The organism is Microbispora sp. NBC_01389, assembly GCF_045040095.1.
In the GTDB taxonomy this organism is placed as follows: domain Bacteria; phylum Actinomycetota; class Actinomycetes; order Streptosporangiales; family Streptosporangiaceae; genus Microbispora.
The window spans coordinates 111689-138639 of sequence record NZ_CP109552.1 but is presented as its reverse complement, the minus strand read 5'-3'; the positions used below and the strand labels follow the sequence as shown (position 1 = coordinate 138639).

Sequence of the window (26951 nt, the reverse complement as noted above, 5' to 3'; positions counted from 1 at the left end):
AACGCACTCGCGTCAATGACAACCTTCAGGCGTCAGGCGAGAGGTCGGTGCGGAGTATTGGGATGAGACGTTCCTCCATGACGGCCCGGCCCTCGGCGGCCATCGCCTCGGCGAGGGCTGGATCCCAGGGGCTGCCGGACCTGCTGCCGGTGAGCGGGGTGGACTCGCCTTCGACCAAGCCGGCCGCGTAGTCAGTCGCCCCCATCCGCCAGGGCGACGCGCCATGCCGTACGGCTGCCGCCTCTACGATGCGCAGCCCCGTCCAGTCGAAGTCGGCCCGCCAGCGGAGTCGTGACCCGGCTGCCGTCGCCGTGGCGAGCAGCTTGTGGCAGGCAGCCGACGGGATCCCCTCTGTGCAGACCAGGGCGGCTGACCGGGCCCCGAGTTCGGCCGCCGCCGCGCGGAGCACGGCGGGGTTCTCGCAGACGAAGATGTCCTCGGCGACCGGCACGACCGGGTGCTCCCTCTGCTGCTGGAGGGTAAGCCGGAACGGGATCCCGAACGCGGCGGCATCGTCCAGCCACCTGGAGACCACACTGTCGCCGCGGGTTGTGACGTTGAGCACCAGGACCTGGCTGGCCAGGTCGTCGACGATCACACCGACGGACTCCCACAGCACCCGCTGCCCCGCCCTGCCCGAAGGCGGAGCAGGAGAACCGGACCGGAGCGCCAGGGCGCGCAGCACGAGCGTCGCCAGCGGGCTGCCGGCAACGAGCGCCTTGGTGTCGCCGGTGGCCGACTCGGCCAGGACGGGAAGCGGGACGAAGGTTGCGGGCAACAGGTCGAGTACGGCTGCCGCCTGCCTGATCAGGTGGGTGTCACCACGCCGGACCATGCGGGTGAGCGTGCCGTCCGCAGTGATCGCCGACAGCCACTCGGCGAACCAGGGTTCCGAAGCACACCTCGCGGACTGAGCCGCGGCCAGCAACGCCTGCCTGCCGGAAACCTCCGCGGCTCGCTCCGCGGGCCGGTCCCGGACCGGACCTCCCACCGAAGCCAGCGCCTGGAGCAGGCCCATGCGGTGCATTTTCACAAGGGCGTCGTCGAGGTCTGCCAGTGACACGGTCAGCCGTTTGACGGTCTCAGGGCGGTAGGTCCCGGTGATGCCGATGATCAACCGACGTTCGGCCTCGGACGGGTTGGCGAGCCCGACGGCACCGTCGATCACACCCCCGGTCTGCTCCAGCCTGCGCCGGGCCGCGGCCAGGAGACGCTGCCATTCCACACCCCGCAGCTCATCCAACGATGCTCGCCTCGACACGCCTGGTGCCGGGCGAGCCCAGCGCGACGGTCAGCTCTCCCGCGTCGTCGGCGAGTAGTTCGGCGCCGTCCCAGACGAGCAGCAGCGCGCTGACAGTATGCTCCACCGGGGAATGGGCCAGATCGTAGTGGGCCGCAGCGGGCACCGCGGCATGCGTGGCCCACAGGTCGTACCCGGTCATGAACAGGTCCAGGTCGAACTGGGCGGCCAGGCCCATCAGCTCGCTGCGCCCGGTGTCGTCCACCCCGGCGAACGCCTCATCCAGGGCGAGCAGCCGTGGCGCGTCGGGCAGCGCCGAGTTGAGCATGGCGTGCGCGGCGGCGAACAGCGGCAGGTGCAGCGACACCGATTGCTCGCCGCCGGACAGGCGGCTGTGCTTGGCGCGGGTGAGGCGTTCCTCGGCACCGCCGGGCCGGACGAGCTGGAAGGTGAACTGCCGCCACCGGCGATAGTCGAGCACCTTCGTGAGCAGCTCTCGGTAGGGCAGCTCACGTTCGCGGGCCCGGGCGTTCTTGATCTGGGTGGCGAAGTGGCCGCGCATCCGGCTCAGCTCGTCCGGGCCGAGCCGGGCCGCGTCGGCGTCGAGCAGACCGCAGACAGCCCGCTGCTCGTCCTCCAGACTGTCGGCGAGCTGCCAGCTCACACCGACCGTGGTCCCCGATGACATCCGGCGCGAGCGCATCTCGGTGTTCATCCGCCGGATCAGGTCGCGGGCGTCCACCGTGCGGTCGTGGATTTGCTGAGCCAGCCGGGTGAGCAGCGCGTCCTCCAGGATCCGCTGCTCGGACTCACTGAGCAGCTGCTGCTGATCCTTGCGGCTGGAGGTCATCTTCGCGGCGAACGCGCCCACAGGCAGCGGCCCGTCCTCGTCCGCCACGCGGACCACGATCACCCCGTCGGCGCCGTCCCACTCGGGCCGGTAGTCCTGACCGGCGGCGGTGAGCTGCGCCTGGAGGTCGTCCAGCGCCTTGGTCAGCCGGGTGGTGGACTGCTTGAGCGAGATCTCGGTCGGGGTCAGGTCGCGCGTCACGGTGAGGATCGCCTCGTGGACGGCGGCCACCTCCGGCGGCAGCTCCCACTCGCCGGAACCGGAGCCCAGCCAGTCGGCCTCCTGAGCGGGCCAGCCCAGACCGGGCGGGCACTTCAGGACGTCGAGCAGTTCCCGCTGGGCGAAGGGGGCCAGGGCCTTGGCGGTCTCGCGTTCCTCGCCCGCCGCGACGCGAAGCGACTCCTGCGCGGCGGTCAGCTTGGCCTGCGCGGTGGCGACCTCGGTGAGCGCCGTCCGCTCGGCGGTCCGCGCGGACTCCGCCGCCCGCGACGCGGCGATGATCCCCGTCTCGGCCAGCTGGACCTCGGCCAGCACCTGGCCGGCTTCGGCACCCATGGTCTGCTGGAGGGCGTCCAGCTTGGCCGCTTCCTCGGTGTGCCTGCGCCGCGCACCCTGCTCTGTCTGCGCTGCGGCCGCCTCGTCGTCGGCCGCCGACTCCAGCCGCTCCGTGCTGCCCTCGACCGCGTCACGCTGCCGCGCCTCCTCGCGCCGACGGCCGGTCAGCGCGCCGGCCATGGTCTCGAAGCGCTGTACGGCCTGCGCCACCTCGTCCACGACGGCGGGATCGAGGCTGTGTTCGGCCCCTGCCCGGCGCAGCGCCCGCTCGGCCGCGCCGCAGGCGGCGACGGCCTCGTCATAACCGCTCTGCGCGCTGTCGGCGGTCTCGCGGGTGGCACGCAGGCGTCCGGCGGCCCCCTCGTGCTCGCGAAGGGCCGACACGATCGGGCCCGTCTTGGGCAGTGCGGCGCGGGCGGTGCTGATCGCTTCCAGCGCGGACTCGGTCAGGGCACTACGCCGGTCCAGCCCGGCGATGGTCTCGGTCAGCGCGGCGATCCGGGCGTCGCATTCGGCGAGCCGTACGGCCCGGCGACGGGCCCGGGCGGTCGCCCCGATGTACTCGGCGTGGTCCTTGTGGTGCGCACCGACCTGGATGCCCTGGGCGAACCGTCCGTCGGGAGAGATCATCGGCCGGTCGTCGTCGGCCTCCCCGCCGAGCGCGACAGAACGCAGGATCGCGGTGATCCGCTCGGCCGGAACCGGGGTCTCCTCCTCGGGGACCAGCAGGTCCGCCAGGCTCGGCGTCACCGGGGCACCCGGCACCAGGTAGCCCTCCGAATCCCCGGCGGCGACGCGCTCCGGAGCGGGAGTGACCCAGGCGTCCAGCAGATTGGCCGCCTCCAGCGCCGCTTCGACGGCGGCGGCGTGGTCATCGCCCACGTGGTCGGCGAATCGGACCAGGCGCCAGAACGGGGCCCCGGCCTTCCCGTCGCGTTCCGCCGTACGGGCCGCGAACGCGGGTGGCGCGTCGTCGTGCTCGGCGGCGATCTCCGCGCGCTCGCCCTTGACCCGGGCCCGCTCCCGCTCGGTGGCGGCCCGTTCGGACTTGAGCTGGGCCTGGGCATCCCGCAGGTCCTGTACGGCTCGCGCGGTCGCGGCCCCGAAAACCGCGTCAAGACTCGGCGCGTCCGGTTCGCCGGCCTCCTCCAGCGCCTCGGCGAGCGGCTGGATGTCGGCCAGCACGTCGCGGTGCCGTTCCCCCCAGGCGGCGAGCCGGGTTCTGGCGTCCTCGCGGGCGGCCTCCACGCCCTTGGCGGCCTCCGCCTCGGCCAGCTCGGCCCGGGCAGCGGTGGCGAGGGCCTGGTCGAGGGCGATCCTGGCCAGGTCGCGGGTCTGCTCGGCCTTCTGCTGGGTGGCGATCGCGGCGCGGACCGCGCGCAGGTCGCCGGTCCGGGAGGCCACCCGGCCGCCGACCCGGTCGGTGAAGCCTGCCGGGCCGGCGTCGGCGGGGCTCCAGGTGATCCCCGCGGCGGCGGCCTCGTCGGCCAGGTCGGTCGCCGCGCGGGAAACCGCACCCTCCAGCTCGGCCAGCAGCCGCTGCGCGGTTGCGAGTTCGACGCGGGTCTTCTGGGTGGTGGCGGCGCGCCGATCCAGCTCGGTCCTGGCTGCCGCGGCGGTCTCCGCACACGTCCGCACCAGGCGCTCCAGGTCGGCGAGCTGTTCGAGGGCCTGGTAGGCGGCGCTGCTCTTGAGCTGCTCCAGCCGGGCCCGCAGCCCGGCCAGGGCGTCCTCGCTCACCGACAGCGTCTCCTCGGCCTCCGCTTGGGTCTGCTTCGTGGTGGTCAAGGTGGCGGCGGCCGTACTCAACGCTGTGCGATGAGCGGCGACGTCCTCGCGGCGGCGGGTCAGCGCGTCGGCCGCCCAGCGCGCATGCGTCCGCAGGTAGGTGGTGTAGCTGGACAGGAACGACTGCGTCGCCTCGTCGGCGGCGACCAGCCCCTCCAAGGTCCGCTGCACCGTTTCCATGTCATCGAAGGAGCGCGACGCCTCGGCGATCAGGTCGTCGTCAACCGGGCGAAGACCGTCGGTGAGGGTGTCCGACAGCTTGCCGGGGTCCAGGTTCTTGGCGAGTTGCGGGCGGCGCAGCGTCAGGATGAGGGTGATCAACTGCTCGTAACGCTCCCGGCCGAGCCCGAACAGCCGCTGGTCGATCGCGTGCCGATAGTCCGCGGGAGTGGCGGTGAGCGCGTGCTCACCCAGCTCCTCGGTGAGCTGCTTCTTGCTCATCGGCCGGTCGTCGGCGGTGAGCAGCGAGAAATCGGCACCCACCCGGCCCTCGGCGACGAAGTGCCAGCGGACCGGCGTGTCGCGGTGCCGCTGGGCGTGCAGGCCGATCCCCACCGTCACGGCTTCGCCGGTGTCGCGGTGCCGGAACTCCAGCCAGACGTAGCCGAGTGCGCTGTCCTGCCCGCGGAAGAGCAGGTTGGACTTCATCGTCCGGTCCTCGGAGGCGAACGGGTTGAGCCGCTTGGGGTCGATCCGGCCGTCCAGCACGAAGGGAAACAGCACCTCCAGGGCCTTGGTCTTGCCCGAGCCGTTCGGCCCGCGCAGGATCAGCCAGCCGTTCGCGAAGGTGAACTCCTCGTCCCGGTAATCCCACAGGTTGATGATCCCGGCCCGGGTGGGGACGTAACGCGTCACTGCGCTTCCTTGACGTCGAAGAGGGTGTCGGTCTGTGACTGGGCCCTGCGTGCCCGGGGTCTCACCTCGGCGGTGGTGCCCCGGTAGCGGGCGAGGAGCGGGAGCGCCAGCACACCGCCCTCGACCCTGGCAACCAGGCGGAGCGAGGCCAGCAAATTCAGCGCCTCGCTCAGCAGCCGGTCCGGATCGCCCCGCCAGGCCACGGCGAAGGCCATGCCGTAGGTGTTCATGAGCTGCGTCATCGCGCTCCGTAGCCAGGCGTCGGTGACGAACGGATGGACAGCCGCCTCGACCGCGGCCTCCCGCTCAACGGGTCCGGCCTCGCTCAGTTCGTCCATGACGCCCTTGACGGGCAGGCCCGCGTCGATCCTGGCCGCCAGGGCCGTGTCACGCTCCGCCGCCGTTGGAGCGGGCAGCGCCGGCGGCTTCGATTTCGTCACGTACGCCGCGATCCGCGCCGACAGCAGCAGCGCCGCCTGGGAGGGGGTGCCGCCGCTTGGGAAGCGCAGGTCGGACAGGCGGCCGGAGGCGTCGATGAGTGCCACCCCTTCAGCGCGACGCTCCACGGCCTGCCCGGTCAGCCGCTCCAGGTCCTCGATGAGACCGGGGTGGCGGAGCTGGCCGCGCAGCGCTTCACTTACGTCCGCGTAGTAGACGACGGGGCGTTCCAGCACCAGCCGCCGCGCTCGCCGGGACGCGGCCTCGCGCACCCGGTGCCGGCCTTGGGCGAACCCGTGACCGGAGTCGAGCAGCCCGGTCACCGACCGCATGTGCTGAAGCACCCGGCTCGGCCGGTAGATGGCGAAGACGACCTCGCGGTCGATGTCGTAGAGCGCCTCGGCCCGGTCGGGGTTGTTCACCCAGTCGGCGGCCGAACCGTCGGCCAGGGCCAGCGCGCCGCGCTCAGCGAGCCAGGCCACCGCGTCGACGAACGCGTCTCGATCCGGCTTGCGCTCGGTGTCCAGGCCGAGTCCGTCGATCCGGGCCGCGTCCGCGCTGACCGCCTCGGCCAGCTCGCTGAGCGCGATCTGGGTCCCGGACCGGCCGAGAGCGGCCAGAGTGAGCACCAGGTAGGCGTACCGGCGCCGGTCGAACGGCCGGTCCGTCTTGGTCCGTGCCGGACGGGTCACGTCGAGCTCGTCCTGCGCGCGCAGCAGTCGCGCGGTGTTCGCCGTGGTCACCAGGCGGTAGCCGAGCACCTCGTGCAGGTCGGCCCGGAGCTGATCGGCCCACCGGCGGATCAGTGGCAGCGCGGCCCGGTTCGGGTGGACATCGGTGATCAGCGGATTGCTCAGCAGCATCCGCACCGCCCGCTGGTAGTCGGCCAGTTCCAGCGAACTCACGTTCTCCGCGACCTTGCTCATCCGGACACCTCCAGCGTGACGCCGGAGAGGTGAAGCCGGCCGTACACGGTTCTGACGGTCGTGGAGCCTTCGGAGGGGCGCAGCGTCAGCCGTACGCCATGGGCCGAACCGCTCGCGGTGACCTTCCTGCTGGTCGGCACCCGGGCGCCCAGCGCCAGGTCGAGCAGGCCCAGCAGGGCCTGGGTCTCCGGCTCGTCCAGCACGCGGCCGTAGAGGCCGTCGGCGGCGAGGGATGCCGCCGCGTCGCGCCGCTCCCGGGTCAGCTTGAGCTGCTCGGCTCGCAGTCGCTGCCGCTGCGCGTCGTTGCGCTCGATCCTGGCGGTGGCCCCGGTCATCCGGGGCTCCCGGCCCGACTCCACCAGGCCCCGGGCCAGCTGCACCGGCTCGGCATCCCACCACGACAACCTCGGGGGGATCAGCTCCGGGTCCTCGTGGGTGACTGAGATGTGCCGAGGGCCGCCCAGGTCGAAGACCGCCTGGAAGAGCCCGTGGGCCGCGTCCTCGTCGGGGCAGGAGACGAACCACTGGGCCAGGTGCCGAAGCTGGCTCTCCCGGCTCACGCCCCCGCGCCGTGCCTCGGTCACCCTCCTGAGCAGAGCCAGCACGTTCGCGATCGCGGTGACGGTCGCGGTCTGCAGCCGCTCGGCCTCACTCTGGGAGTCGCGGCCCGCGCCGGCACCGAACCAATGGGTCAGGCCGGACCAGCGCTGCCGCCAGTCCTCCTCCCGATCCCCGGGCGCGCGGAAGAGCCGGTCGTCGGCCGCCGCGGCGTGCGCGATCAGAGCGTCCGCTCCGGTGTCCGCCACGGCCTGTACGGCTCCCGCCAGCCGGGGCGTGAACCGGGCGAGCTCCGCGGTGAACTCCCGCATGTGAGTGAGGAGCGCGTCCTTGTGGGTGAGGAACACCTCGGGCCGGACGTCGTTGGTGCGAGCCAGGTCGCCCAGCATCAGATAGAAACGGGCGGCCCGCTGTGCCATGTCGCTCAGCACCTGGTCCAGGCGACTGAGCTTCCGGTAGACCTCATCGCCGTCGCCCGTCCGGTTGGCCTCGGCCAGCGCCTGGAGGTCAGCCAGGATGTCGGGAAATATCAGCCTTGAGAGCTGAGCGTCCTCCAAGGTCGACCCGAGGACGTCCTCGACCGCCCGGTACGCGCGGTAACCGGCCTGGGTGAACTGATAGACGTAGTGCCGGTTGCGGTATTCGGCCAGGTTGGCCGCGCGGGTCCCGTCGTAGCTACGATCCAGCAGCCGCCACTCGTTCAGCGAGTCCAGCAGTGGCTGCACCTCGCCGACCGCCGGGCAGTCCGGGTGCTCTTCGCGGAGCTGGTCCAGCAGGTCACGGGCGCTGGAGGCGTGCAGCAGCACTTGGTAGTTGGCCCGGCCCCGGTCGAACGCCCGCAGCAGCCACAGATACTCGTTGCGCTTCTCGGCCGCCGCGAAGTGAAACAGCCGCATCCGGTCGTCCAGCGTGAACGCGTCGATTCCGAAAGAGCTCGTCTCGACCGGACTGTCAACCGCTGGAGTCTCGTCGGTGAGGGGCTTGGGAAGGTCCACTGTTCCCGTCCGGCTCAAAAGGTCTGTCAGGACCCATCAAGCATGCCGCACCAGAGCGACCACGCCGGCCACCTCTGCATTATGTTTGTCGGCCGCACTCCGGAACCAGGGTTGCCTCAGGTGAGAACGAGCGGGCCGCTGGTGGTGAGGGCGCGCAGGACCTGGAGGGCCGCGCCACGGCTGAGCTGGTCGTGGTGGCGTTCGTTGTGACGGGTGCGCAGGCAGCCGTAGCACGAGGTCTCGGCGCCGCAGTCACAGGAGGCGACTCGCTTGAGCGCGGCGCCGGCGACCACGTCGAGTGACTCGGCGATGCGCAGCGCGCTGCCCGCCCCGCCCGGGACTGTGTCGAAGATCACTAGTCCGGTCCGGCCGTCGGAGCCGGGATTGATCGCGCCGTCGATGTCGTTCCTGCTGATCTCCAGCCCGTCCGCGGCCCCTTCGAGCAGCGCGTACAGGGCCGAACGCCAGTGAGCTGTCTCGGTGAGACCGGGTGTGTCGAACCGCAACTCCAGAATGTCGGTCTCGAAGCTGTGCGCCAGGGAGCGCCAGCGCAGCGGCCCGGTGCAGTCATTCTGTCGGAGTGGGTTGACGTGCGACTTGGCGGTCTTGCCCTGGTTCGGCGTGCCCCAGCCGCACCAGTCGCAGATCAGGAAACCACTGCCGGTAGGTCCCTCGGACAGGACGACCAGCCGGCCCCGTGAGCCGGAACGGCACCAGACCGAAGCCCCGCCGGGAGACGCCCAGCGGCGTTCGGCCAGCTCCTCGCCCAGGGAGACGATGTGGGTCGCGCCGTTCCAGGAGCCCTTCGGGGGCGCCGTGGCCGGTTTGGCCGTCCGATGATCGGCGACGAAGCCGAACTCCGGCACGTAGTACTGGCGCAGGGCTCCCTCGCTTGCGCTCCCACACGCGGGACAGGCCACTTCCAGCGTCTCGTCGCCCTCACGGTAATGCTGGCAGGTCCGGCAGACCGTGTAGCTCCTGCTGATCAGCTCCCGGCCGGGGAGCCGGTAGACGCCCGCCGACCGCCAGAGCACGCCGCCGGCCACCACCTCGGAACCGGGTGCGTACTCATAGATCGCCGAAGAGAGATCGCGGCTGAGCTCCAGCCGGGCTCCCACCTGGCTGTCGCAGTGCGCGGTGCGCAACTCCACGCTGTCCACCGGGAAGCCGTACTTGGGCAGCACGTTCCGGTTCGCCAGGTAGCCGATCAGGGATCTCCGGGTGACGGTGTTGATGGTCCGCTCGTAGCGGGCGGCCAGGTCGCTGCGGCGCTTGGCGAACGCCTCACGGCGGTGCTTCTCGAACGCCTCGATGTCCTGGGAGAGTTCGAGACGCACCTGTTCCAGCAGCTCACACAGGTCGGTCACCCACGCGCCCGTCTGCACGCCGAGTTCCGCCTGAACGGTGGCGGGTAGCACCTGGCGCAGAGAGCCCAGCACACCGGAGGGGACGGGGGTGAGGAACGCCTTCACCTGGGAGCTCGCTCCAGACAGGAAGAAGTCGCCTGCGGTCTTCCAGACCGTCCCCGAGGTCTCTTTGGCGTACCGGAAGAAGGCGGCCAATGCCACAGAATGGGCATGGCGCCGGTCGATCCGGTCGTTGCCGAGCGGCACGTACGGCGCTCGCACCTGACCGGCGATCATCTTCTCTGGTTCCTGGTACCGGGACAGATCGTGCGAGCGCCTCTGAGCGTAGGTCAGCACAAGGGCCGCCGAGTCTGCCCGCCGTCCGGCCCGCCCAGCCCGCTGAATGTAGTTGGCCGTGGTCGGCGGCATGTTGCGGAGCATCACCGCCTGGAGTTCGCCCACGTCCACGCCCAGCTCAAAAGTGGTCGAGCAGGACAGTACGTTCACCTCGCCGCGCAGGAATCGCTGCTGGATGTCGGCCGCCTCCAGCCCCGTCCACTGGGCGGTGTGCTCCTTGGCCAGCAGCGGCACCGGCGTCATCGCCTGATACAGCACCCGGTGGTGGTCATCGGCGTCCGGCTTGGCCGGGGTCAGCACGCCCTGACAGCCGAGCGTCGGGCAGACCCCACGCAGCGAGGCGGCGCTGATTCGCCGGCACAGCCCGCACTGGTAGATCTCAACTGCCGGGGAGAGCTTCAGCCAGGTGTGATCCAGCTGATGCACCTGACCCAACCTGGGCAGTGCGGCCGAACTCAGCCAGCCGTCCCGCAGCGACGTGAGGAGTTTCCAGCAGCCGTCGAGGATCTGCCGGGCGTCCGTGCCGGACCCGAGGGCGGCCAGCACCCGGCGCAGGTAGTCGAGTCGCCGGTTGACGCCGCGCGTGGGCAGCCAGCTCAGCACCTTCAGCTTTGCCTCGGCGCCGTCGCCGCGCACGTAGATCGGCCCGCGCCGAGGGTCGAACAGCTCATCGCGCGGATCGACTTCCTCCGGCATGGTCAGCGCGCCCTGCTGCCGGAGCGAGCGGGCCAGCTCGCCCAGGAGCAGCCAGCATTCGTCCGGGGTCAGGCCCAGCCCCAGCAGCGGCGCGGGCAGCCGCCAGCCGGGCTCGCGGTCCAGCTCCACCCGGAGGAGGCCGAGGCCTTCCAGGGACTGGCGTTCGTCCATCGCCACCAGCTCCCGCATCACCCACAGGGCCACCTCGCGGCGGCGCTGCTGGCGGGAGGCCCGGCGTTCGAACACCCCGGCCTGTCCTGCCGCCGCCACCACCTCGTCCACCAGGTCGTCCACAGTGGCGGTTTCGTCCCTGGCAACCGCACGCCGGAGCCCGTCGAGGATCAGCCGCCGCTGCTGGATCTGGGCGTAGCTGGACTCCAGGTAAGGGGCGAAGTAGGCGGCCGCCTGGCGGCTGTCGCTGAAGGTCAGCAGCTTGCGTCCGCCGCCGGGCCGGTCCTCCTGCTCGGGCATCGGCGGCAGCGCCTGATAGAGAGCGGTGGCCAGGACGGCTGCCGCCGCCTCGTTGCCGCTCTCGAACTGGCGGATCATGCCTGAGCCGCGCGCGCCGCAGGCCAGGCAGCCGCTGGGCGAGCTGGCTCGCGTCTTCAGCCGCCGCACCGGACGCAGCTGGGTCTCGTGGCAACCGTCCCGGCCGCACTCGCTTTGCCGTACCGCATGAAGCGCCCCGCACCTGCCGCACAGGAACGCGTCCTGAGCCTCGGTCTCCGGCACGGCTTCGAGGGTCTCGTCGTCTTCGTCGGTCATCTCGGGGGCGTCACCAAGCAGCAGCCAGACCCGGGAATCGTCCCGGCTCACCCGCGGGCTGAACACCTGCCCCCCGCCGGACAGCTCCACCGCGCCGGTCAGGTGGACCGCCCCGCATCTCTTGCATGCACCGAACTCGAAGACCGCCCCCGAACAGGTGGTGCACGTCTCGTGACGGCCCAGGGACACATGTGGTCCGATGAGGCAGGTGAACGCACCCTCGGTGGCGCGGGCGAACAAGTGGTAGCGGGCCGACAGCACCGCGCTTCCCGAGAGGTCCCGGACCTTCCCGCCGACGGCCACCAGCGCGGCAAGGCCTTCAGCCGGCTCTTCCTGACCACCGAAGAGCAGCTGGGCCAGGTCCGCGAAGGGCCGGGGGCCGCCGGACAGGGTGCCGCGCAGCGTGGCCATGGCGTGCTCGCAGGCGAGAGCCGTACCGCCATCGGGCAGGCCGGACCGGCGGACCAGTTCGGCAGCCGGGTCCTCACTCATCGCCAGCTTTCGGTAGTCCGCCGCGGTCAACGGCCCCCAGAACGGCCCCGGCGGCATGTCAACCCGGGCGGCGGTCACCAGATCCTGGCGGGCGGGGTCGTCTGAGACCCACTCAAACGGAGCGTCGAACAGCTTGGCGGCGAAGTCCATGACCGCGCCCGGTTCGTCGCCGACCGTGGCGCTGGTGGCGATGGCCTGCAACGTCCGGTCCCGGGCCACTCGGTCACGGAGGCGGCGCAGCAGCATGCCGAGCTCCTCAGCCCTGGCACCGTCATACACATGCGCTTCGTCCAGGACCACGAACCGCCACCTGTCGGCGTGTTCGAAGAGCTCCAGGTCGGCCGGGCGAAGCAGCAGGTATTCGAGCATCGCATAGTTGGTGAGCAGCAGATGCGGAGGACGGGCCCGCATCTCCTCCCGGCTGAGCAGCTCGTTCGGCAGCCTCGGCTGCCCCGGATTGAGCTCGTCGAAGAGGGCCGCCCCCTGCTGTGCCTTCTCCGGCGTGTCACCCGTGTAGCGGCCGAAGGTGATCTGCGGTACGGCCGACAGCAGCTCGCGGAGCCGTTTGAGCTGGTCGTTGGCCAAGGCGTTCATCGGATAGAGCAGCAGCGCCCGCACACCGGGGGACGGACGTCCCTCGGAAATGAGCGCGGACAGGATCGGCAGCAGGAAGCTCTCCGTCTTGCCCGAGCCCGTGCCGGTGGCCACCACCAGGTTCCGTCCGGTGGCCGCTTTGCGCAGCGCGTGCTCCTGATGCAGGTAGAGCGGCCGGTCCAGGGGAAGTGCGGGGCTGCCCAGCGCCGCGAACGCAGGATCGAGGACGCCGTCGCCGATCAGCTCGCGGAGGGTCGCACCGGTCCGGTAGGGCGGGGTGGCCTCCAGCAGGGGGCCCCTGGTCAGCAGTGGGCTGGCCGCGATCTCCGCCGCGAGCGATTCGGCGATCGCCGGATCCCGCACCGGCAGCAACGAGCGGAGATAACGCCGGTACGTGCCGGTGATGAGCGCGCTGGTGGCGAGGGGATCCATAGGGTCAATCGTTGCAGAGCCAAGGGTCTGGGGTGGCTGGGGATGCGGGAGAGATCGTCGCCAGCGGGATGGCATGCCCGTCGGGCCGGACCACCAGGGTGGCGTGCCCGTGCGCGGCCACCGTGTCCAGCACCCGACGCAACGGGTAGTCGCCGCGGGCGTGCGGGGTCAGCACCTGCACGCTCTTACCTCGGCTGACGACCTCGAGGGGAAGACCCTCCCGGACTCCTGGAATCTCGAACCGCAGTTCCCCGAGTTCCTCCAACGCGGCCACGGTCAAGCGGAGTGGAACCGTGCTCCATTCCTGGCCGGCCAGCACCCGCATGTGGGGCGGGGCGACGACCAGAGCCAGCGTCTGCTCCGAGGCGACACACGTGATCCGGCGCACGGTCTCGCGCGGGCCGAAGGTCAGCGCCTGCGGTGTCACCGTCAGGCCCGGCCCCGTGCTGAACAGGGTGTCCGCCGGCACCAGGCCCTCCTCGTCGAAGACCCGGACCGGAGGGTCGTGACGCAGGGCGAGCCCCTCGGCCAGGGTGACGGTCTCCCGCATCGCCCGGCCGCCCGCGGTCCTGGCGGTGACGGTGAAAGTGCCGAGCAGTGGGCGCGGCAGCCGCGCCCAGAGGTCGGCGGGATCGGCGGGCGCCGCCCGCGCGGCGCCGGTCCGCTCCACTGTGACCAGCCATTCTCCATCCGGTAGCCGCAGGGCGGGAGGCGCGGCCAATACGGCGGAGCCGTCTGACGCGGTCACGCCGGGCAGGGGCCGGTCGACCAGCAGCCGGGGTCTGGCCTCCCCCCTGACCGGGCGGTGTGGACCGTCCGCCAGGGCGAGCCAGGTCGCGTTCTCCAGATCGACCTGTGTCAGCCGCCAGCCGTTCCAGCCGAGAGGCAGGAGACTTTCGGCGATGATCCGGAGCGGGACGTCGGCGGTCGGTTCGCGGTCCCGGGGATGGGCGACCCAGACAGGGCAGGGCGGTAACTCCGCAGGCAGGTGGCGCCCGTCTTCGGTGAAGACGAGCAGGCAGTCCTCCGTGGGGTACGGCAGCGCCACACCGTCACGCTGAATCCCGTGCCCGAAGGGGTCGAGGCGGAGCCGGGAAGCCTCGGCCGTGGCACCGAGGCCGGCGTGTGTCATGATCGAGTGCTTCGCGTCTGGCTCGGCTCGCAGGCCCAAGGCCCGCAAGGCGTCCAAGAACGCCGCACCCCACTTGCTCGCGCTGCCCCGGTGGTGGGAGGCCACCCACCAGTGCGGCCAGAACGCGCTGTCTCCGCCATGACGGGCCGCCACGCCGACGATGCTCACCGCGACGCACGCCGGCCAGCGGTTGGCGAGCTCCTGATGGCCGAGCCGCCGGTGGGCCCGTCCCAGAGCGTCGGCTGCCGCCTCGATCATCTCCTCGGGCGCGTCGGCCTCGATGACCAGCGACACGTGGCGCAACTGCACGGTCCACGACCGTTCGAGCAGATCGAGGAGGGCGGATGCGTCGAAAGTCTGGCGGTCGGGCACGGATACGGAGCACCTGCAGGAGAAGGGGAGTCGCTGATCAGCATAGCTGGATCGGTGGCATTTCGGACGGCTCGCGCAGGCTTGGCCGTGGGAATGCCAACGTCTGACAGGCGGAGGGGTGTGCGGCGGCTGTCGCTCGCCGATCACCCTCGCGCCGAACGCCTTGGCGATCTGCACGGCGACCGAAGAATCAGGCGAAAGACCAGGTCAGAGGCCGGATAGGAGGAGCGCGCCCTGAGGGATTCGAACCCCCGACCGTCGGATTAGAAGTCCGATGCTCTATCCAGCTGAGCTAAGGGCGCTCGTGCCTAATTCTGCATGATCCGGGGACCGGGTACACACCCGGTTTCCCGGACATGGGCCGGACCTCGTCCAAGATACGGGTCCGGCCGAGGGTCACGGCACCGCGACCAGTGTGTCAAGGCGGGACGCGTCACCTCGCTTCGGGCCGTGGACCTGTGCTTAGGCCCTGCCCCCGGCTGGGCGGGATCGACGGCCCCGGTCTCGTGCCACGACGGCAGTTCGTCTGCCCCGACACGCCGCACTCCGTTCCCCGGATGGCACCGTTTGCGCCCTCTTGCGTATCCCATCAGGGAAGCGATTGGAAATTCTTCGGCCGTCAACGCCTCATACCGGAAATCTGGTCGTTAAGCTGCGTCGGCATGGCCGTACGTGAGATCCCGCTCGTCGGAGACGTATCCGAGGGAGTCGTACGGGTAGGGGCGACAGTACGGCGGCCGATGCGGCCCACGTCGCCGTCGGTCCACGCGCTGTTGCGGCACCTGGAGGCCGCCGGGTTCGATCGGGCGCCCCGGTTCCTCGGGGTCGACGAGCGGGGCAGGGCGATCCTCACCTACATCGAGGGCATGGTGCCCGCGCGCCCGCTTCCGGCGTACGCGGTGAGCGAGGAGACACTGACCGCGCTGGCCCTGCTGCTGCGGCGCCTGCACGACGCGGCGGCGACGTTCGGCCCGCCTCACGGCGCGACGTGGGAGGACGGCTCGGCGCCGGAGGGCTCGCCCGAACTCGTGGGCCACTGCGACGTGACCCCGGCCAACGTCGTCTTCCGCGACCGGCCCGGCGCGGGGCCGGTGCCGTACGCGCTGATCGACTTCGACATGGCCAGACCGACGACGCGGTTGTTCGACGTGGTGACGACGCTGCGGCACTGGGCTCCGCTCGCCGACCCGGTCGACCGGGACCCCGCGCAGCGGTCCCTGGACGCGGCGGCCCGGGTGCGGCTGTTCTGCGACGCGTACGGCCTGCCGGCGCAGGATCGGCTGAGGCTGGTGGAGACGGCACGGACGCGGTTCGGCCGGTCGTACGCGCTGATGCGGGACCGGGCCCGCACGCGGGGCGGCGGCTGGGCGCGGATGTGGGCCGAGGGCGTGGGCGGCCGGATCAGGCGTGCGGCCGCGTGGCTCGACGCCAACGAGGAGGCGCTCCAGGACCACCTCCTCGGCGACGTGCGGGTCCCGGCTCCGACCGCCGAACGCGCGCTCTGAACACGCCCCGCAGGCCGGCGTCCTGAACGCTCGCACAGCGGGCCCGCGTGCCGCCCGACTCCGCGACCAACCACCTCGCCGTTCCCACCGAGGATCACCTCATGAACCCCCCTGCGCCCCGGCGGGCGCTGGGCGGGAGCGCTGCGGAAGAATGCGTGCGTGATCGGGACCATGGACGGTGCCACGGCGGCGGGGCTGCTGGCCGGGGCGGCGATCGACGCCCTCCTCGGCGACCCCCGGCGGGGTCATCCGGTGGCGGTGTTCGGCAGCCGGGCCGCCGCCCTCGAAAAGCTCATATATCGGGATTCGCGGTTAGCGGGGGTCGCCTACACGACCATCTGCGTCGGCGCCGCGACGGCTGTCGGGGTGGTCGCCGAGCGGGTGACCCGGCCGAGCCCGGTCGCGCGGGCCGCCGTCACCGCCGCCGCCACCTGGGCCGTCCTCGGCGGCACGACCCTCGCGAAGGAGGGCGCGCTGATGGCCCGCTCACTGCGGGACGGCGACCTGGCCGCCGCCCGTGCCCGCCTTCCGCACCTGTGCGGGCGTGACCCGTCCGGTCTGGACGCCGCCGAGCTGGCGCGGGGCACGGTCGAGTCGATCGCGGAGAACACCTCGGACGCCGTCGTCGCGCCGCTCGTGTGGGGCGCCGTCTTCGGCGTGCCCGGCCTGCTCGGCTACCGCGCGGTCAACACGCTCGACGCGATGGTGGGCCACCGGTCGCCGCGATACGCGCGGTTCGGCTGGGCCTCGGCCCGGCTGGACGACGTGGCCAACTATGTGCCCGCCCGGCTGACCGCGCTGCTCACCACCGGTCTCGCCGGGCTGGCCGGGGGCTCTCCGCGTCGCGCGGCCACCGTGCTCCGCCGCGACGGGCACCGCCACCCCAGCCCCAACTCCGGACGCTGCGAGGCGGCCTTCGCCGGCGCCCTCGGCGTACGGCTCGGCGGGGCGAACGACTACGGTGGCAGGATGGAGCACCGCCCGGAACTGGGCGACGGTCCCGGTCCGGCCGTCGCCGACATCCCCCGGTTCGTACGGCTGGCGCGCGCGGTGTCGTACGCCTCGGTGGGGCTGGCCGTCGCCGCCCGCCTGGCAGGCGCACGGGCCCCTCGAAGGAGGCATCGATGAGCCTGCTCGTCCTGCTGCTGGTCTTGGCGGTCGTCTTCAGTGTCGCGGTCGCGGTGATCGTGGTCGCCGTGCTGGTCGTGCGCGCGTCTCGGCGGCCCGCGCCGCCGCCACCACGCGACCGAAATGATCCGTCCCAGGATTGGTAGGTTCGATCGCATGGGCGGAGAAAGCGGAGACAACCGCATCCTGCTGGTCTTCGACGGCGACTGCGCCTTCTGCCAGACGTGCGTGAACGCCGGGCACCGGGTCCTGCGCTACATGCCCGCCGTACGGGCGTGGCAGGGTCTCGACCTCCGCGCGGCGGGGCTGACCCGCGAGGAGGTCATGACGTCCGTGCAGCTCCTGGGCCCGGGAGGGCTGCGTGCCCACGGCGCGCGGGCCATCGGGGTGATGCTCGTGGTGCAGCCGCACGCCGCCTGGCGCGCGCTCGGCCGCCTGATGCTCGCGCCGCCGGTGAGCTGGGCGGCCGAGGCGGGCTACCGCCTGGTGTCGCGCCACCGTCATCTGCTGCCCGGTTCCACGACCTGCGGCGTGCCGCCCGCTTGATCGGCCCCTTGATCGGTGTCGTTGCCGAAGCCGGGAAGAGACGAGGCCGGTAGGTGTCCGGAAGAAGGCATACCCCGGCACCGGGCCGGAGGTCCACCATTGCGGCATGACAGCAGTGGTGGAGACCGAAGGACTGACGAAGTTCTACGGTACGAGACGGGGCTTGGAGGATCTCACCCTCGACATCCGTCCGGGTGAGGTGTTCGGCTATCTGGGCCCGAACGGCGCCGGCAAGACGACGACGATCCGGCTGCTCCTGGACGTGATCCGGCCGACGTCGGGCCGGGCCACGGTTCTCGGCGCGAGCACGCGGGACTCGCGGGTCCGGGCCCGGATCGGTTACCTGCCCGGCGAGCTGGCGCTGGAGGGCGGCGAACGGGCCCGCGACTACCTCCGGTTCCTCGCCGGCGTGCGCGGAGGGGTGAGCCGGGGCAGGATCGACGACCTGGCCGAGCGGCTGGACGCCGACCTGTCGGTCAGGATGGGCCGGCTCTCCAAGGGCAACAAGCAGAAGGTCGGGCTCATCCAGGCGTTCATGCACGAGCCCGAGCTGCTCATCCTCGACGAGCCGACGAGCGGCCTCGACCCGCTGGTGCAGCAGGAGTTCCTGGCGATGGTCCGGGAGGCGCGCACGGCGGGCCGCACGATCCTCATGTCGTCGCACGTGCTCGCCGAGGTGGAGCACGTCGCCGACCGGGTGGGCATCGTCCGCGCCGGGCGTCTCGTCGCGGTCGAGGACATCGCGGCCCTGCGCGAGCGGGCCGTACGGCACGTGGAGCTCCACTTCGACGCGCCGGTCCCCAGGGAGGACTTCGAGGGGCTCCCCGGCGTACGGGACGTGACCGTGCTGGGCGCGAGCCTGCGCTGCACGATCGACGGCAGGCCCGACGCGCTGGTCAAGGCGGCGGCCCGTCACACGGTGGTCCACCTGGTCAGCGCGGAGCCGGACCTGGAGGAGATCTTCCTGACCTACTACAGCGAGGAGGAGGCCCGGCATGCCCACGCTGGTGCGTAAGACCCTGGGGGAATATCGCCGCGCCCTCGTCGGGTGGACGGTCGGGCTGTGCGCGTTCCTCGGGATGTACATCTCGATCTACGCGAGCATGATGAAGGACCCCGACACGTTCAGCAGGCAGGCGATCGCCAAGTATCCCGGTGCGCTCAGGGACCTGATGGGCGGCATGTCCGACATCGCGACCGGAACCGGCTACCTGCAGGCGGTCGCCTACCAGTTGCTGGGCCCGCTGCTGTTCACCATGTGCGCCGTGATCCTCGGCAACCGGGCCCTCGCCGGACCCGAGGAGGCCAAGACGCTGGAGCTCACGCTGACGCTGCCGATCGACCGCCGGCGGCTGCTCCTGGAGCGCTGGGCCGCGCTGGCGCTCGGCCTGCTCGGCGTGGCGCTGGTGACGCTGGTGGTCGCCGCCGGGGCCTCGTCCGCCGCCGGGATGGGCGTGCCGTTCGGCCGCATATTCGCCGCCCACACGGGGTTGTTCCTGCTCGTGCTGTTCTTCGGGACGCTGACCCTGTGCGTCGGCGCGGCGTTCGGCCGCAGGCAGGTCGCGCTCGCCGTGGCCGGCGTCTGGGGCGTCGCCGGATACGTCGTGGAGACCATGGGCCGCGGCGTCGACGCCCTCGCCTGGCTGCGCTGGCTCACGCCCGTCCACTACTACCTCGACGGACGCCCCCTCTACCAGGGCTGGCCGTACGGTGACTACCTTGTCCTGCTGGGTGCGACGGCCGTCCTGCTCATGACGGCGCTGCTCGCCTTCGAACGGCGCGACGTAGGGGTCTGATGGACAGCGTTCTCGCTCGCGTGAGCGAGGCGACCGGGGTGCCCGCCGACCTGCTCGGCGGGTTCCTTTCGGTCCTGGCGGCGTCGGCCGCCACCGGCCGGCTGCCCGGCCGCGCCGACATGGACGGCCTGCGCGAGAGCGGCGCCCTCGCCGCCGAGCGCGGCATCCCCCTGCGCGTGCTCGCCGACGCCTGCCTGCACGCCGCCGAGATGACCGCCGGTGGGTCCTTCGGGGCCGTACGGCGGGGCATCGCCGCCTACATCGACGGATACGAGGAGGCGCAGCGCGCCGCCGTACGGAGGGAGGAGGAGGCGCGCCGCCTGTTCATCGACGACCTGCTGCAGGGCAGGGCCGACGCGGAACGCGCTGAGCACTTCGGCCTGCGCCTGGCCGGCGCGTACGCCGTCAGCGTGGCCAAGCCGGGCACGCCGCTGGAGGCGGGCGACCCGCTGGCCGGGAAGATCGAGCAGGCGCTCGTCGCCAGGTTCGGCTCGCACAACATCCTCGTCGCTGTCCGCGACGGCCTCCTCGTGTGCGCCTTCCCGGCCGGGCTGACCGCGGCGAGCGGGGAGTTCACCCACCACGTGCGGGCGGCGCTCACCACGTGGCGGGTGGGGATCGGCCGCCCGCACCAGGGGCCGGGCGGGATCGTCACCTCCTACCGGGAGGCGGCGGGCGCGATCGACCTCGGCGAGCGGCTCGGCCTGCGGGCCCAGGTGCTGAAGGCGGCCGACCTGCTGGTCTTCCCGGTGCTGCTGCGGGACAGGGACGCGATCGTGGACCTCGTCTCCACCGTGCTCGGCCCGCTGACCTCCGCCCGGGGCGGGCCGGAGCCGCTGCTGGAGACGCTGGAGGCGATCTTCGCCGCGCAGGGCAACCACACCGCCGCGGCGCGCGGGCTCGGCGTCAGCACGCGGGCGATCACCTACCGCCTGGAGCGCATCCGGAGGCTGACCGGCTTCTCGCCCAGCGACCCGACGCAGCGGTTCACTCTGGAGACGGCCGTGCTCGGCGCCCGCCTCCTGGAGTGGCCCGCCCACCCGCTGAACTGACCCGCCCGCCGCCGCGGGAAGCGGGGTCAGGGGATCAGCAGCAGCTTGCCGGTCGTACGGCGGCCTTCGAGGTCGTCGTGCGCCCGGCGGGCCTCGGCCAGCGGGTAGCGCTCGGAGACGCGCACCTTCAGCGCGCCGGAGGCGACCCAGCCGAGCAGGTCGTCCGCCCGGGAGAGCAGCTCCTCCCGGGTGGCCGTGTAGTGCCCGAGCGAGGGCCGGGTGAGGAACAGCGAACCGCCCGCGTTGAGCTTCTGGGGGTCGAAGGGCGGGACCGGCCCGCTGGCCGCGCCGTACAGCGCCATCATGCCGCGCGGGCGCAGCGACGCGAGCGATCCCTCGAAGGTGGCGGCCCCGACCCCGTCGTAGACGACGTGCACGCCCGAGCCGGTGATCTCCTTGACGGCCTCCGGGAAACCCTCGTAGCCGATCACGTCGTCGGCGCCGGCCTGCCGGGCGAGCTTCTCCTTCTCGGCGCTGGAGACCGTGCCGATCACGCGGGCGCCGCGCAGCTTGGCCATCTGCGTCAGCAGCAGGCCCATGCCGCCCGCCGCGGCGTGGACGAGCACGTCGTCACCCGTGCGGACCGCGTACGTGGAGTGGGTCAGGTAGTGGGCGGTGAGCCCCTGGAGCAGCACCGCGGCCGCGAGATCGGGGGCGAGGCCGTCGGGCAGCCGGACCACCTTGTCCGCCGGGATCAGGGCCTTGGTCGCGTACGCGCCGATCGCGGCGGCGGAGGCGACGCGGTCGCCGGGCACGACGTCGGTGACGTCCGGGCCCACGGCCGTGACCGTCCCGGCCGCCTCCGAGCCGGGGACCAGCGGGAGCGGCAGCGGATAGAGCCCCTCACGGTGGTAGACGTCGATGAAGTTCACCCCGGTCGCCGCCACCTCGATCAGCACCTGGCCCGGGCCGGGCACCGGGTCGGGCCGCTCGGCGTACTCCAGCGCCGAGGAATCACCGTACGCGGAGACGACGATGGCACGCATGCGCAACTCCTGTCTGAGGTCTCTTCTGATCTTCCCCAACCCGCCGGGCACCGCCCGTTGTTCCCGGATGCGCTCGCGGGAATCCTTCCGGCCGCGGCGTGCTCCGGACAGGCGTCAGCGCTCGCGTGCGGTCAGGCGGCGCAGCAGCGGCAGGTCGACGCTCTCCAGGGTCGGCACCGTCGTCACCCCGCTCACGCCGTCGAGGGGGCCGACCGCGATGACGGCGCAGCCGGCGGCCCGGGCGGAGGCGATGCCCGTCGGGCTGTCCTCGACCGCCACGCACGCCGCCGGGTCGGCGCCGAGACGCGAGGCCGCGGCGAGGTACGGGTCGGGGGCCGGCTTGTTCCGCGCGCTGTCCCCGGCCGCCACCGACAGCCGGAAGAGGTGCCCGCCGACGCTCTCCAGCACGATGTCCACCACGGTCCGGGGAGACGCGCTCACCAGTACGGCCGGGACTCCCGCCGCGCGCAGGGATTCCAGCAACGCGACCGCGCCCGGCAGCGGGGTGACTCCGCTCTCGATCCGCCGGACGAAGGCGCGGGTCAGCATGGCCTCGACGGAACTCCGCCCCGGGCCGTCGTTCACCCGGCCGAGGATGTGCGCCGCGGCGTCCTCGACCGGCAGGCCGAAGAGCGCCTCCCGGTCACCCGGCCCCAGCGGGGCGCCGAGGCCGCGCCCGACCTCGGCGCAGGCGTCCCACCACAGGTCCTCGGTGTCCACGAGCGTGCCGTCCATGTCGAACAGCACCGCCGCCGGGTGATCAGGCGACGGCATCGGGTTCGGGGACCGCCGCGACTCCAGGCGTACGGGCCGACACGAGCACGGGCCGCTCGACCAGGCGGACCCGTACGGCGGTGCCGGGCGAAAGGCGCGCGGAGTCGTGGCCGGGCACGTCGGCGAGCACCTCGGCGCCGTCGCCCAGCCGCACCCGCAGGCGGGCGGTGGAGCCGCGGAAGGATGACACCACGACCACTCCGTCCCCTTCGCCGTCCGGGGCGACCAGCACGGCCTCGGGCCGGACGAGCACGTCGGCCGCGGGCCCGGCGGGCCGTGGACCCTCCACCGGCAGCGTCTGCCCGAGCACCGTCACCTCGTCGCCCGACAGCAGGCCGGGCAGGTGGTTCATCGCGCCGACGAACTCGGCGACGAACGGGGTCGCCGGCCGGTCGTACAGGGTGGCGGGATCGGCGACCTGCTCCAGGCGGCCGTCGCGCAGCACGGCGACCCGGTCGGCCATCGAGAGCGCCTCCTCCTGGTCGTGCGTCACGAAGATCGTCGTGATGCCGAGGGAGAGCTGGAGGCGGCGGATCTCCTCGCGGAGCGTGACGCGCACCTTGGCGTCGAGCGCCGACAGCGGCTCGTCCAGCAGCAGCACCCGGGGTTCGAGCGCGAGCGCGCGGGCCAGCGCCACCCGCTGCTGCTGGCCGCCGGACAGCTGGTGGGGATACCGGCCGCCCACGTCGGGCAGGCCGACCAGCTCCAGCAGCTCCTGCGCGCGGGCGTGCCGCCGGGCGGCCGGCGCCTTGCGCACCCGCATGCCGAAGCCGACGTTGTCGCGGGCGTTGAGGTTGGGGAAGAGCGAGTAGGACTGGAAGACCATCCCGGCGTCGCGGCGGTTGGCCGGCACCCGCGTGATGTCGGCGCCGTCCACCAGCACCTCGCCCTCGTCGGGCTGCTCGAAGCCGGCGAGGCAGCGCAGCGCGGTGGTCTTGCCGCACCCGGACGGGCCGAGCAGCGCGATCAGCTCGCCGGGCTCCACGGTCAGGTCGAGCCCGTCCAGCGCCACCGTGTTCCCGAACCTCCGGCGCAGCCCGCGGAACTCCACCCGGGCGCCGTTCATGATCCGCTCCTTTGCCGTGCGCCGGCGGACGACAGGGCGAGCAGCAGCAGCCAGGTGATCAGCAGGCTGAACACCGAGACGGCCACCGACACCTGGGCGTGCGCGCCGGAGATCGTGTAGATCCAGACGGGGAAGGTCTGGAAGGAGAGCAGCCGGGCGATGGTGAACTCCCCGAGCACCAGCGCCAGCGTGAGGAAGGACGCGCCGGCCATGGCCGACCGCATGTTGGGAACGATCACCCGCAGCAGCACGTGGGGCCACGACGCGCCGAGGTTCCTGGCCGCCTCCGACAGCGTGCGCACGTCGATCGCCCCGAGGCCCGCGTCGAGCGAGCGGTAGGCGAACGGCAGAGCCAGCACGACGTAGGCGAGCACCAGGACGACCGGGAAGCCGGGGTCCTGCACCGCGATGATCGTCTGGTAGAAGGGCGTGCTCGCGAGGTAGTCGGGCCCCCACCGCAGCACCGTGCTGATCCCGGCCACGAACGTGATCGGGGGCACGACCAGCGGCAGCGTGCAGACCACCTCCAGCACCGGCCGCCACCGCGGCGCGCCGAGCCGTACGGCGACGACCGCGGGCAGCGTCAGCAGCAGCACGATCACGATCGTGGCGGCCCCGAGCCCGAGCGACAGCAGCAGGCTCCCGGCGAAGCCCTCGGCCGAGAAGATCTCGCCGTACGCGTCGAGCGAGAGGCCCTGGTCCGGCGCCTTCACCGTGAAGACGAACGACGCGATCAGCGGGACGAGGAAGTACACGGCGGCGAGGAGGAGGACCACGCCGCGCCAGACCCGGGGACGGCGCGGCCGTCCTGACCGGACGGGCGCCGTCCCGGGGACGGCCGGCGTGGTGACCTGGGGGGTCAGCGAAGCCATCGGGCGCTCCTTCGCCGCAGCGGGAGATAGACGGCCATCACCAGGCCCGCGACCACGATCATGTCGAGGCTGAGGGCCAGCGCGACGTTCTCGTGCCCGATGAGGACGTTGCCGGTCAGCGCGTCGGCGATCTTGAGGGTGACCAGCGGGACGCTGGACCCCACCATCGCCTGCGCCGTCGCGTAGGCCGCGAACGCGCCGCCGAACAGCAGGATCACCCCGCCGAGCAGCGCCGGGGTCAGCACCGGGACGCCGACGTACCGCCAGAACTGCCAGGTGCTCGCCCCGTTGTTCTGCGCGGCCTCGCGCCACTGCGGGCGCAGCCCGTCGAGGGCGGGCACGACCGTGAGCACCATGAGCGGGATGGAGAAGTAGAGGTAGACCAGGGTGAGGCCCCAGAAGTTGTACAGGCTCCACCCGTGGTCGCCGAGACCCAGGGTCGTGGTGACGACGCCCGAGTTGCCGAGCGTGGCGATCCAGGCGAACGCCAGCGGCACGCCGCCGAAGTTGGCCAGCACGCCGGAGGCGGTCAGCACCCCCTCCCGCAGGGCCCGGAACCGGGAGGTCACCACGGCCTGGGCGAGGAACGTGCCGAGCACCCCGCCCAGCACCGCCACCAGCGCCGAGATCTCCACGCTCCCGATCAGGGACGTGAGGTACGCCCCCTGGAGCGACTCGGTGAGGTTGGCGGCGCTGGGCGTGCCCTCCCTGGTGAACGTGCCGCCGAGGAGGACCAGCATCGGCACGCCGAAGACGATGGCGGCGAAGACCAGCAGCGGCACGGCCGCCCACCGGCTCCTCGATCCCGTACGGCTGTCGCCCACGACGTCAGCCGGAGACCGCCGCGCCCCACCCGCTCGCCAGGACCTCCTTGGCCTTGGTGACCTGGTCCGGCGTGGGGAAGGCAGGGGTGCCCTCGACCTTGGGGAGCTGGGCGACCAGGGTCGCGTCGGCGCTGCCGTCCTGCTGCATGGAGGGCAGCAGCACCGGCCGGGCGTAGCCCTTCAGCCACAGGTTCTGGCCCTCCGCGCTGTAGAGGAACTCCTGCCACAGGCGGGCGGCGGCGGGGTGCGGCGCCCACTTGTTGATCGCCTGGGAGTAGAAGTTCGCGTACTGGCCGTCGGAGGGGATGGCGATCTTCCAGTCCACGCCCTTGGACGAGAACTCCTTGGCGTAGCTCGCCTGCAGGTAGTCCCAGTCGATGGTGATCGGGGTCTCGCCCTTCTCGACCGTGGCGGGGGTGGCCTCGACGGGATTGAAGTTGCCGTTCTGCTTGAGCTTCTTGAAGAAGTCGATGCCGGGCTGGATGTCGTCGAAGGAGCCCTGGTTGGCGAGCGAGGCGGCGTACACGCCGGCGAAGGCCGCGCCGGCCTTGGTCGGGTCGCCGTTCAGCGCGACCTTGCCCTTGTACTCCGGCTTGAGCAGGTCGGCGAACGTCTCCGGGCAGGTCGTGACCCGCTTGGCGTCGCAGCCGATGGAGACGTAGCCGCCGTAGTCGTAGTACCAGGCGCCGCCGGGCTCCTTCTGCCCGTCGGGGATCTTGTCCCAGCTCTGCACCTTGTACGGCGCGAACAGGCCCTCCTGCGCGCCGCTCAGCGCGAAGGCGCTGCCGAGGTCGAGCACGTCGGGGGCGCGGCCCTGGCCCTTCAGCGTCTTGACCGCGTTGATCTCGTCCTGGCTGGAGCCGTCCGGGTTGTCGTTGACGACCTTGATGCCGTACTTCGCCTCGAAGGCCTTGATGATCTCGCCGTAGTTGGCCCAGTCGGGCGGCAGCGCGATGGTGTTGAGCTGCCCCTCCTTCTTGGCGGCGTCGACGAGCGTGTCCAGGCCGCCGAGGTCCTGGGCCGAGGTCGCGGAGGCGGCCTTGGAGTCACCGGACTCCGAACCGCCGCCGGCGGTGGTCGTGGGGGCGGCCCCGCAGGCCGCGATCACCGACGTGGTTATTGCGAGCGCGGCCACAAGACCGGCGGTGCGTGCGGACAAGAGTCCCTCCCATAGGGTTCGTGCAACGAACGTAGGCGAACTTGTACAAACAAGCCAGACTAAGTACGTCGCACATCGATGTCGGTCACGTGAACGGAAGGGCTCAGCACGATGGCCCGTTATGAACACATCGCCGGTGACCTGCGGGACGCCATCGTGCGGGGAGACTATCCGATCGGCGGCAGGCTTCCCTCGGAGGCCGACCTGGCCCTGCGTTACTCCGCCTCGCGGGGAACCGTACGCCAGGCGGCCGCCCTGCTGGCCGCCGAGGGGCTGGTCGGGTCCCGGCAGGGCGCGCGGCGCATCGTGCTGGGCAGCGAGCGCAGCCAGAGCTTCACCGAACTGCACAGCTTCGCCCAGTGGGCACGGTCCATGGGCTACCGCGCCAGCGGGAGCGTGCTGGTCTCCCGCCGCCGCCCCTGTGCGCCCTCCGAGGCCGTACGGCTGTCGGTGGAGCCGGGGGAGGAGGTGCTCTACGTGCGGCGGCTGCGCCGCCTCGACGGCGAGCCCGTGCTGGTCGAGCACACCGTCTACGCCGGCTGGATCGCCCCCGCCGTGGAGCGGCTCGACCCGGAGTGCGAGTCGGTGACCCAGGAGCTGTACGAGTCGGTCGGGCTGGTCTTCGCGTACGGCGAGCACCTGATCGACGCGGTGGCCGCCGGGGCCCGGGACGCCCGGCTGCTCGGCGTCCGCCGCGGCAGCCCCCTGCTGCGCCAGCGCCGCACCACCACCAGCCAGGAGGGCCGGCCCGTCGAATGCTCCGACGACCGCTACCGCGCCGGCAGCGTCACCTTCAGCATCCGCAACTCCACCGCCGCCAACCCCCTCGTCCGCCGCGCCGGCGACTGACCC

At 72.1% G+C, this 26951-nt stretch carries 20 protein-coding genes and 1 tRNA gene; 8 read left to right on the top strand and 13 right to left on the bottom strand.

Features of this window, described 5'->3' with window-relative positions; all coding sequences use genetic code 11:
- Positions 1–25 precede the first annotated feature (25 nt).
- From OG344_RS00705 to OG344_RS00675, 7 genes are all read right to left on the bottom strand, one after another.
- Positions 26–1243 carry a TIGR02679 family protein gene (locus OG344_RS00705; RefSeq protein WP_405086505.1) on the bottom strand — a complete coding sequence of 406 codons (1218 nt, stop codon included), beginning with the start codon at positions 1241–1243 and terminating at the stop codon, positions 26–28.
- Positions 1236–5288: a TIGR02680 family protein gene (locus tag OG344_RS00700; RefSeq protein ID WP_405086504.1), complete on the bottom strand. Its 4053-nt coding sequence runs from the start codon at positions 5286–5288 to the stop codon at positions 1236–1238. Before OG344_RS00700 ends, OG344_RS00705 begins: the two co-directional genes overlap by 8 nt.
- Positions 5285–6652, bottom strand: coding sequence for a TIGR02678 family protein (locus OG344_RS00695; RefSeq protein WP_405086503.1), 1368 nt, complete (start codon positions 6650–6652; stop codon positions 5285–5287). Before OG344_RS00695 ends, OG344_RS00700 begins: the two co-directional genes overlap by 4 nt.
- Positions 6649–8106, bottom strand: coding sequence for a TIGR02677 family protein (locus OG344_RS00690; RefSeq protein WP_405086502.1), 1458 nt, complete (start codon positions 8104–8106; stop codon positions 6649–6651). The genes OG344_RS00695 and OG344_RS00690 overlap by 4 nt, the downstream gene beginning before the upstream one ends.
- A gap of 215 nt (positions 8107–8321) precedes the next feature.
- Positions 8322–12887, bottom strand: a complete 4566-nt coding sequence (locus OG344_RS00685) for a DEAD/DEAH box helicase (RefSeq protein WP_405086501.1) — start codon at positions 12885–12887, stop codon at positions 8322–8324.
- A gap of 4 nt (positions 12888–12891) precedes the next feature.
- Positions 12892–14391 (bottom strand): hypothetical protein, encoded by a 1500-nt coding sequence (locus OG344_RS00680; RefSeq protein ID WP_405086500.1) that lies wholly within the window; start codon positions 14389–14391, stop codon positions 12892–12894.
- Between the two features lie 228 nt (positions 14392–14619).
- A tRNA-Arg gene (locus OG344_RS00675) sits at positions 14620–14693 on the bottom strand.
- Positions 14694–15053: 360 nt separating this feature from the next.
- On the opposite strand from OG344_RS00675, the gene OG344_RS00670 reads away from it, so the two are divergent.
- From OG344_RS00670 to OG344_RS00640, 7 genes are all read left to right on the top strand, one after another.
- Positions 15054–15896, top strand: a complete 843-nt coding sequence (locus tag OG344_RS00670; RefSeq protein ID WP_405086499.1) for a phosphotransferase — start codon at positions 15054–15056, stop codon at positions 15894–15896.
- A 171-nt stretch (positions 15897–16067) separates the two neighbouring features.
- Positions 16068–17024, top strand: coding sequence for a cobalamin biosynthesis protein (locus OG344_RS00665; protein ID WP_405086498.1), 957 nt, complete (start codon positions 16068–16070; stop codon positions 17022–17024).
- Positions 17021–17170, top strand: a complete 150-nt coding sequence (locus tag OG344_RS00660) for a hypothetical protein (protein ID WP_405086497.1) — start codon at positions 17021–17023, stop codon at positions 17168–17170. Before OG344_RS00665 ends, OG344_RS00660 begins: the two co-directional genes overlap by 4 nt.
- Positions 17171–17180: 10 nt before the next feature.
- On the top strand, positions 17181–17570 hold the full coding sequence (locus OG344_RS00655) for a thiol-disulfide oxidoreductase DCC family protein (protein ID WP_405086496.1): 390 nt from the start codon (positions 17181–17183) through the stop codon (positions 17568–17570).
- A 106-nt stretch (positions 17571–17676) separates the two neighbouring features.
- On the top strand, positions 17677–18585 hold the full coding sequence (locus OG344_RS00650; RefSeq protein ID WP_405086495.1) for an ATP-binding cassette domain-containing protein: 909 nt from the start codon (positions 17677–17679) through the stop codon (positions 18583–18585).
- Entirely contained in the window at positions 18566–19366 is an 801-nt protein-coding gene (locus OG344_RS00645; protein ID WP_405086494.1) for an ABC transporter permease subunit, read from the top strand. The genes OG344_RS00650 and OG344_RS00645 overlap by 20 nt, the downstream gene beginning before the upstream one ends.
- A gap of 20 nt (positions 19367–19386) precedes the next feature.
- Entirely contained in the window at positions 19387–20418 is a 1032-nt protein-coding gene (locus tag OG344_RS00640) for a PucR family transcriptional regulator (protein WP_405086493.1), read from the top strand.
- 26 nt (positions 20419–20444) lie between these two features.
- On the opposite strand, the gene OG344_RS00635 is transcribed toward OG344_RS00640, so the two are convergent.
- From OG344_RS00635 to OG344_RS00610, 6 genes are all read right to left on the bottom strand, one after another.
- Entirely contained in the window at positions 20445–21404 is a 960-nt protein-coding gene (locus tag OG344_RS00635) for a quinone oxidoreductase family protein (protein WP_405086492.1), read from the bottom strand.
- Between the two features lie 114 nt (positions 21405–21518).
- Positions 21519–22178 carry an HAD family hydrolase gene (locus OG344_RS00630; protein WP_405086491.1) on the bottom strand — a complete coding sequence of 220 codons (660 nt, stop codon included), beginning with the start codon at positions 22176–22178 and terminating at the stop codon, positions 21519–21521.
- Positions 22165–23244 (bottom strand): ABC transporter ATP-binding protein, encoded by a 1080-nt coding sequence (locus OG344_RS00625; RefSeq protein WP_405086490.1) that lies wholly within the window; start codon positions 23242–23244, stop codon positions 22165–22167. The genes OG344_RS00630 and OG344_RS00625 overlap by 14 nt, the downstream gene beginning before the upstream one ends.
- Positions 23241–24116: an ABC transporter permease gene (locus tag OG344_RS00620; RefSeq protein WP_405086489.1), complete on the bottom strand. Its 876-nt coding sequence runs from the start codon at positions 24114–24116 to the stop codon at positions 23241–23243. Before OG344_RS00620 ends, OG344_RS00625 begins: the two co-directional genes overlap by 4 nt.
- Positions 24104–24940: an ABC transporter permease gene (locus OG344_RS00615; protein WP_405086488.1), complete on the bottom strand. Its 837-nt coding sequence runs from the start codon at positions 24938–24940 to the stop codon at positions 24104–24106. The genes OG344_RS00620 and OG344_RS00615 overlap by 13 nt, the downstream gene beginning before the upstream one ends.
- A gap of 4 nt (positions 24941–24944) precedes the next feature.
- Entirely contained in the window at positions 24945–26099 is a 1155-nt protein-coding gene (locus OG344_RS00610; protein WP_405086487.1) for an ABC transporter substrate-binding protein, read from the bottom strand.
- 111 nt (positions 26100–26210) lie between these two features.
- On the opposite strand from OG344_RS00610, the gene OG344_RS00605 reads away from it, so the two are divergent.
- Positions 26211–26948 carry a GntR family transcriptional regulator gene (locus OG344_RS00605; RefSeq protein ID WP_405086486.1) on the top strand — a complete coding sequence of 246 codons (738 nt, stop codon included), beginning with the start codon at positions 26211–26213 and terminating at the stop codon, positions 26946–26948.
- The last annotated feature ends 3 nt before the right edge of the window (positions 26949–26951 follow it).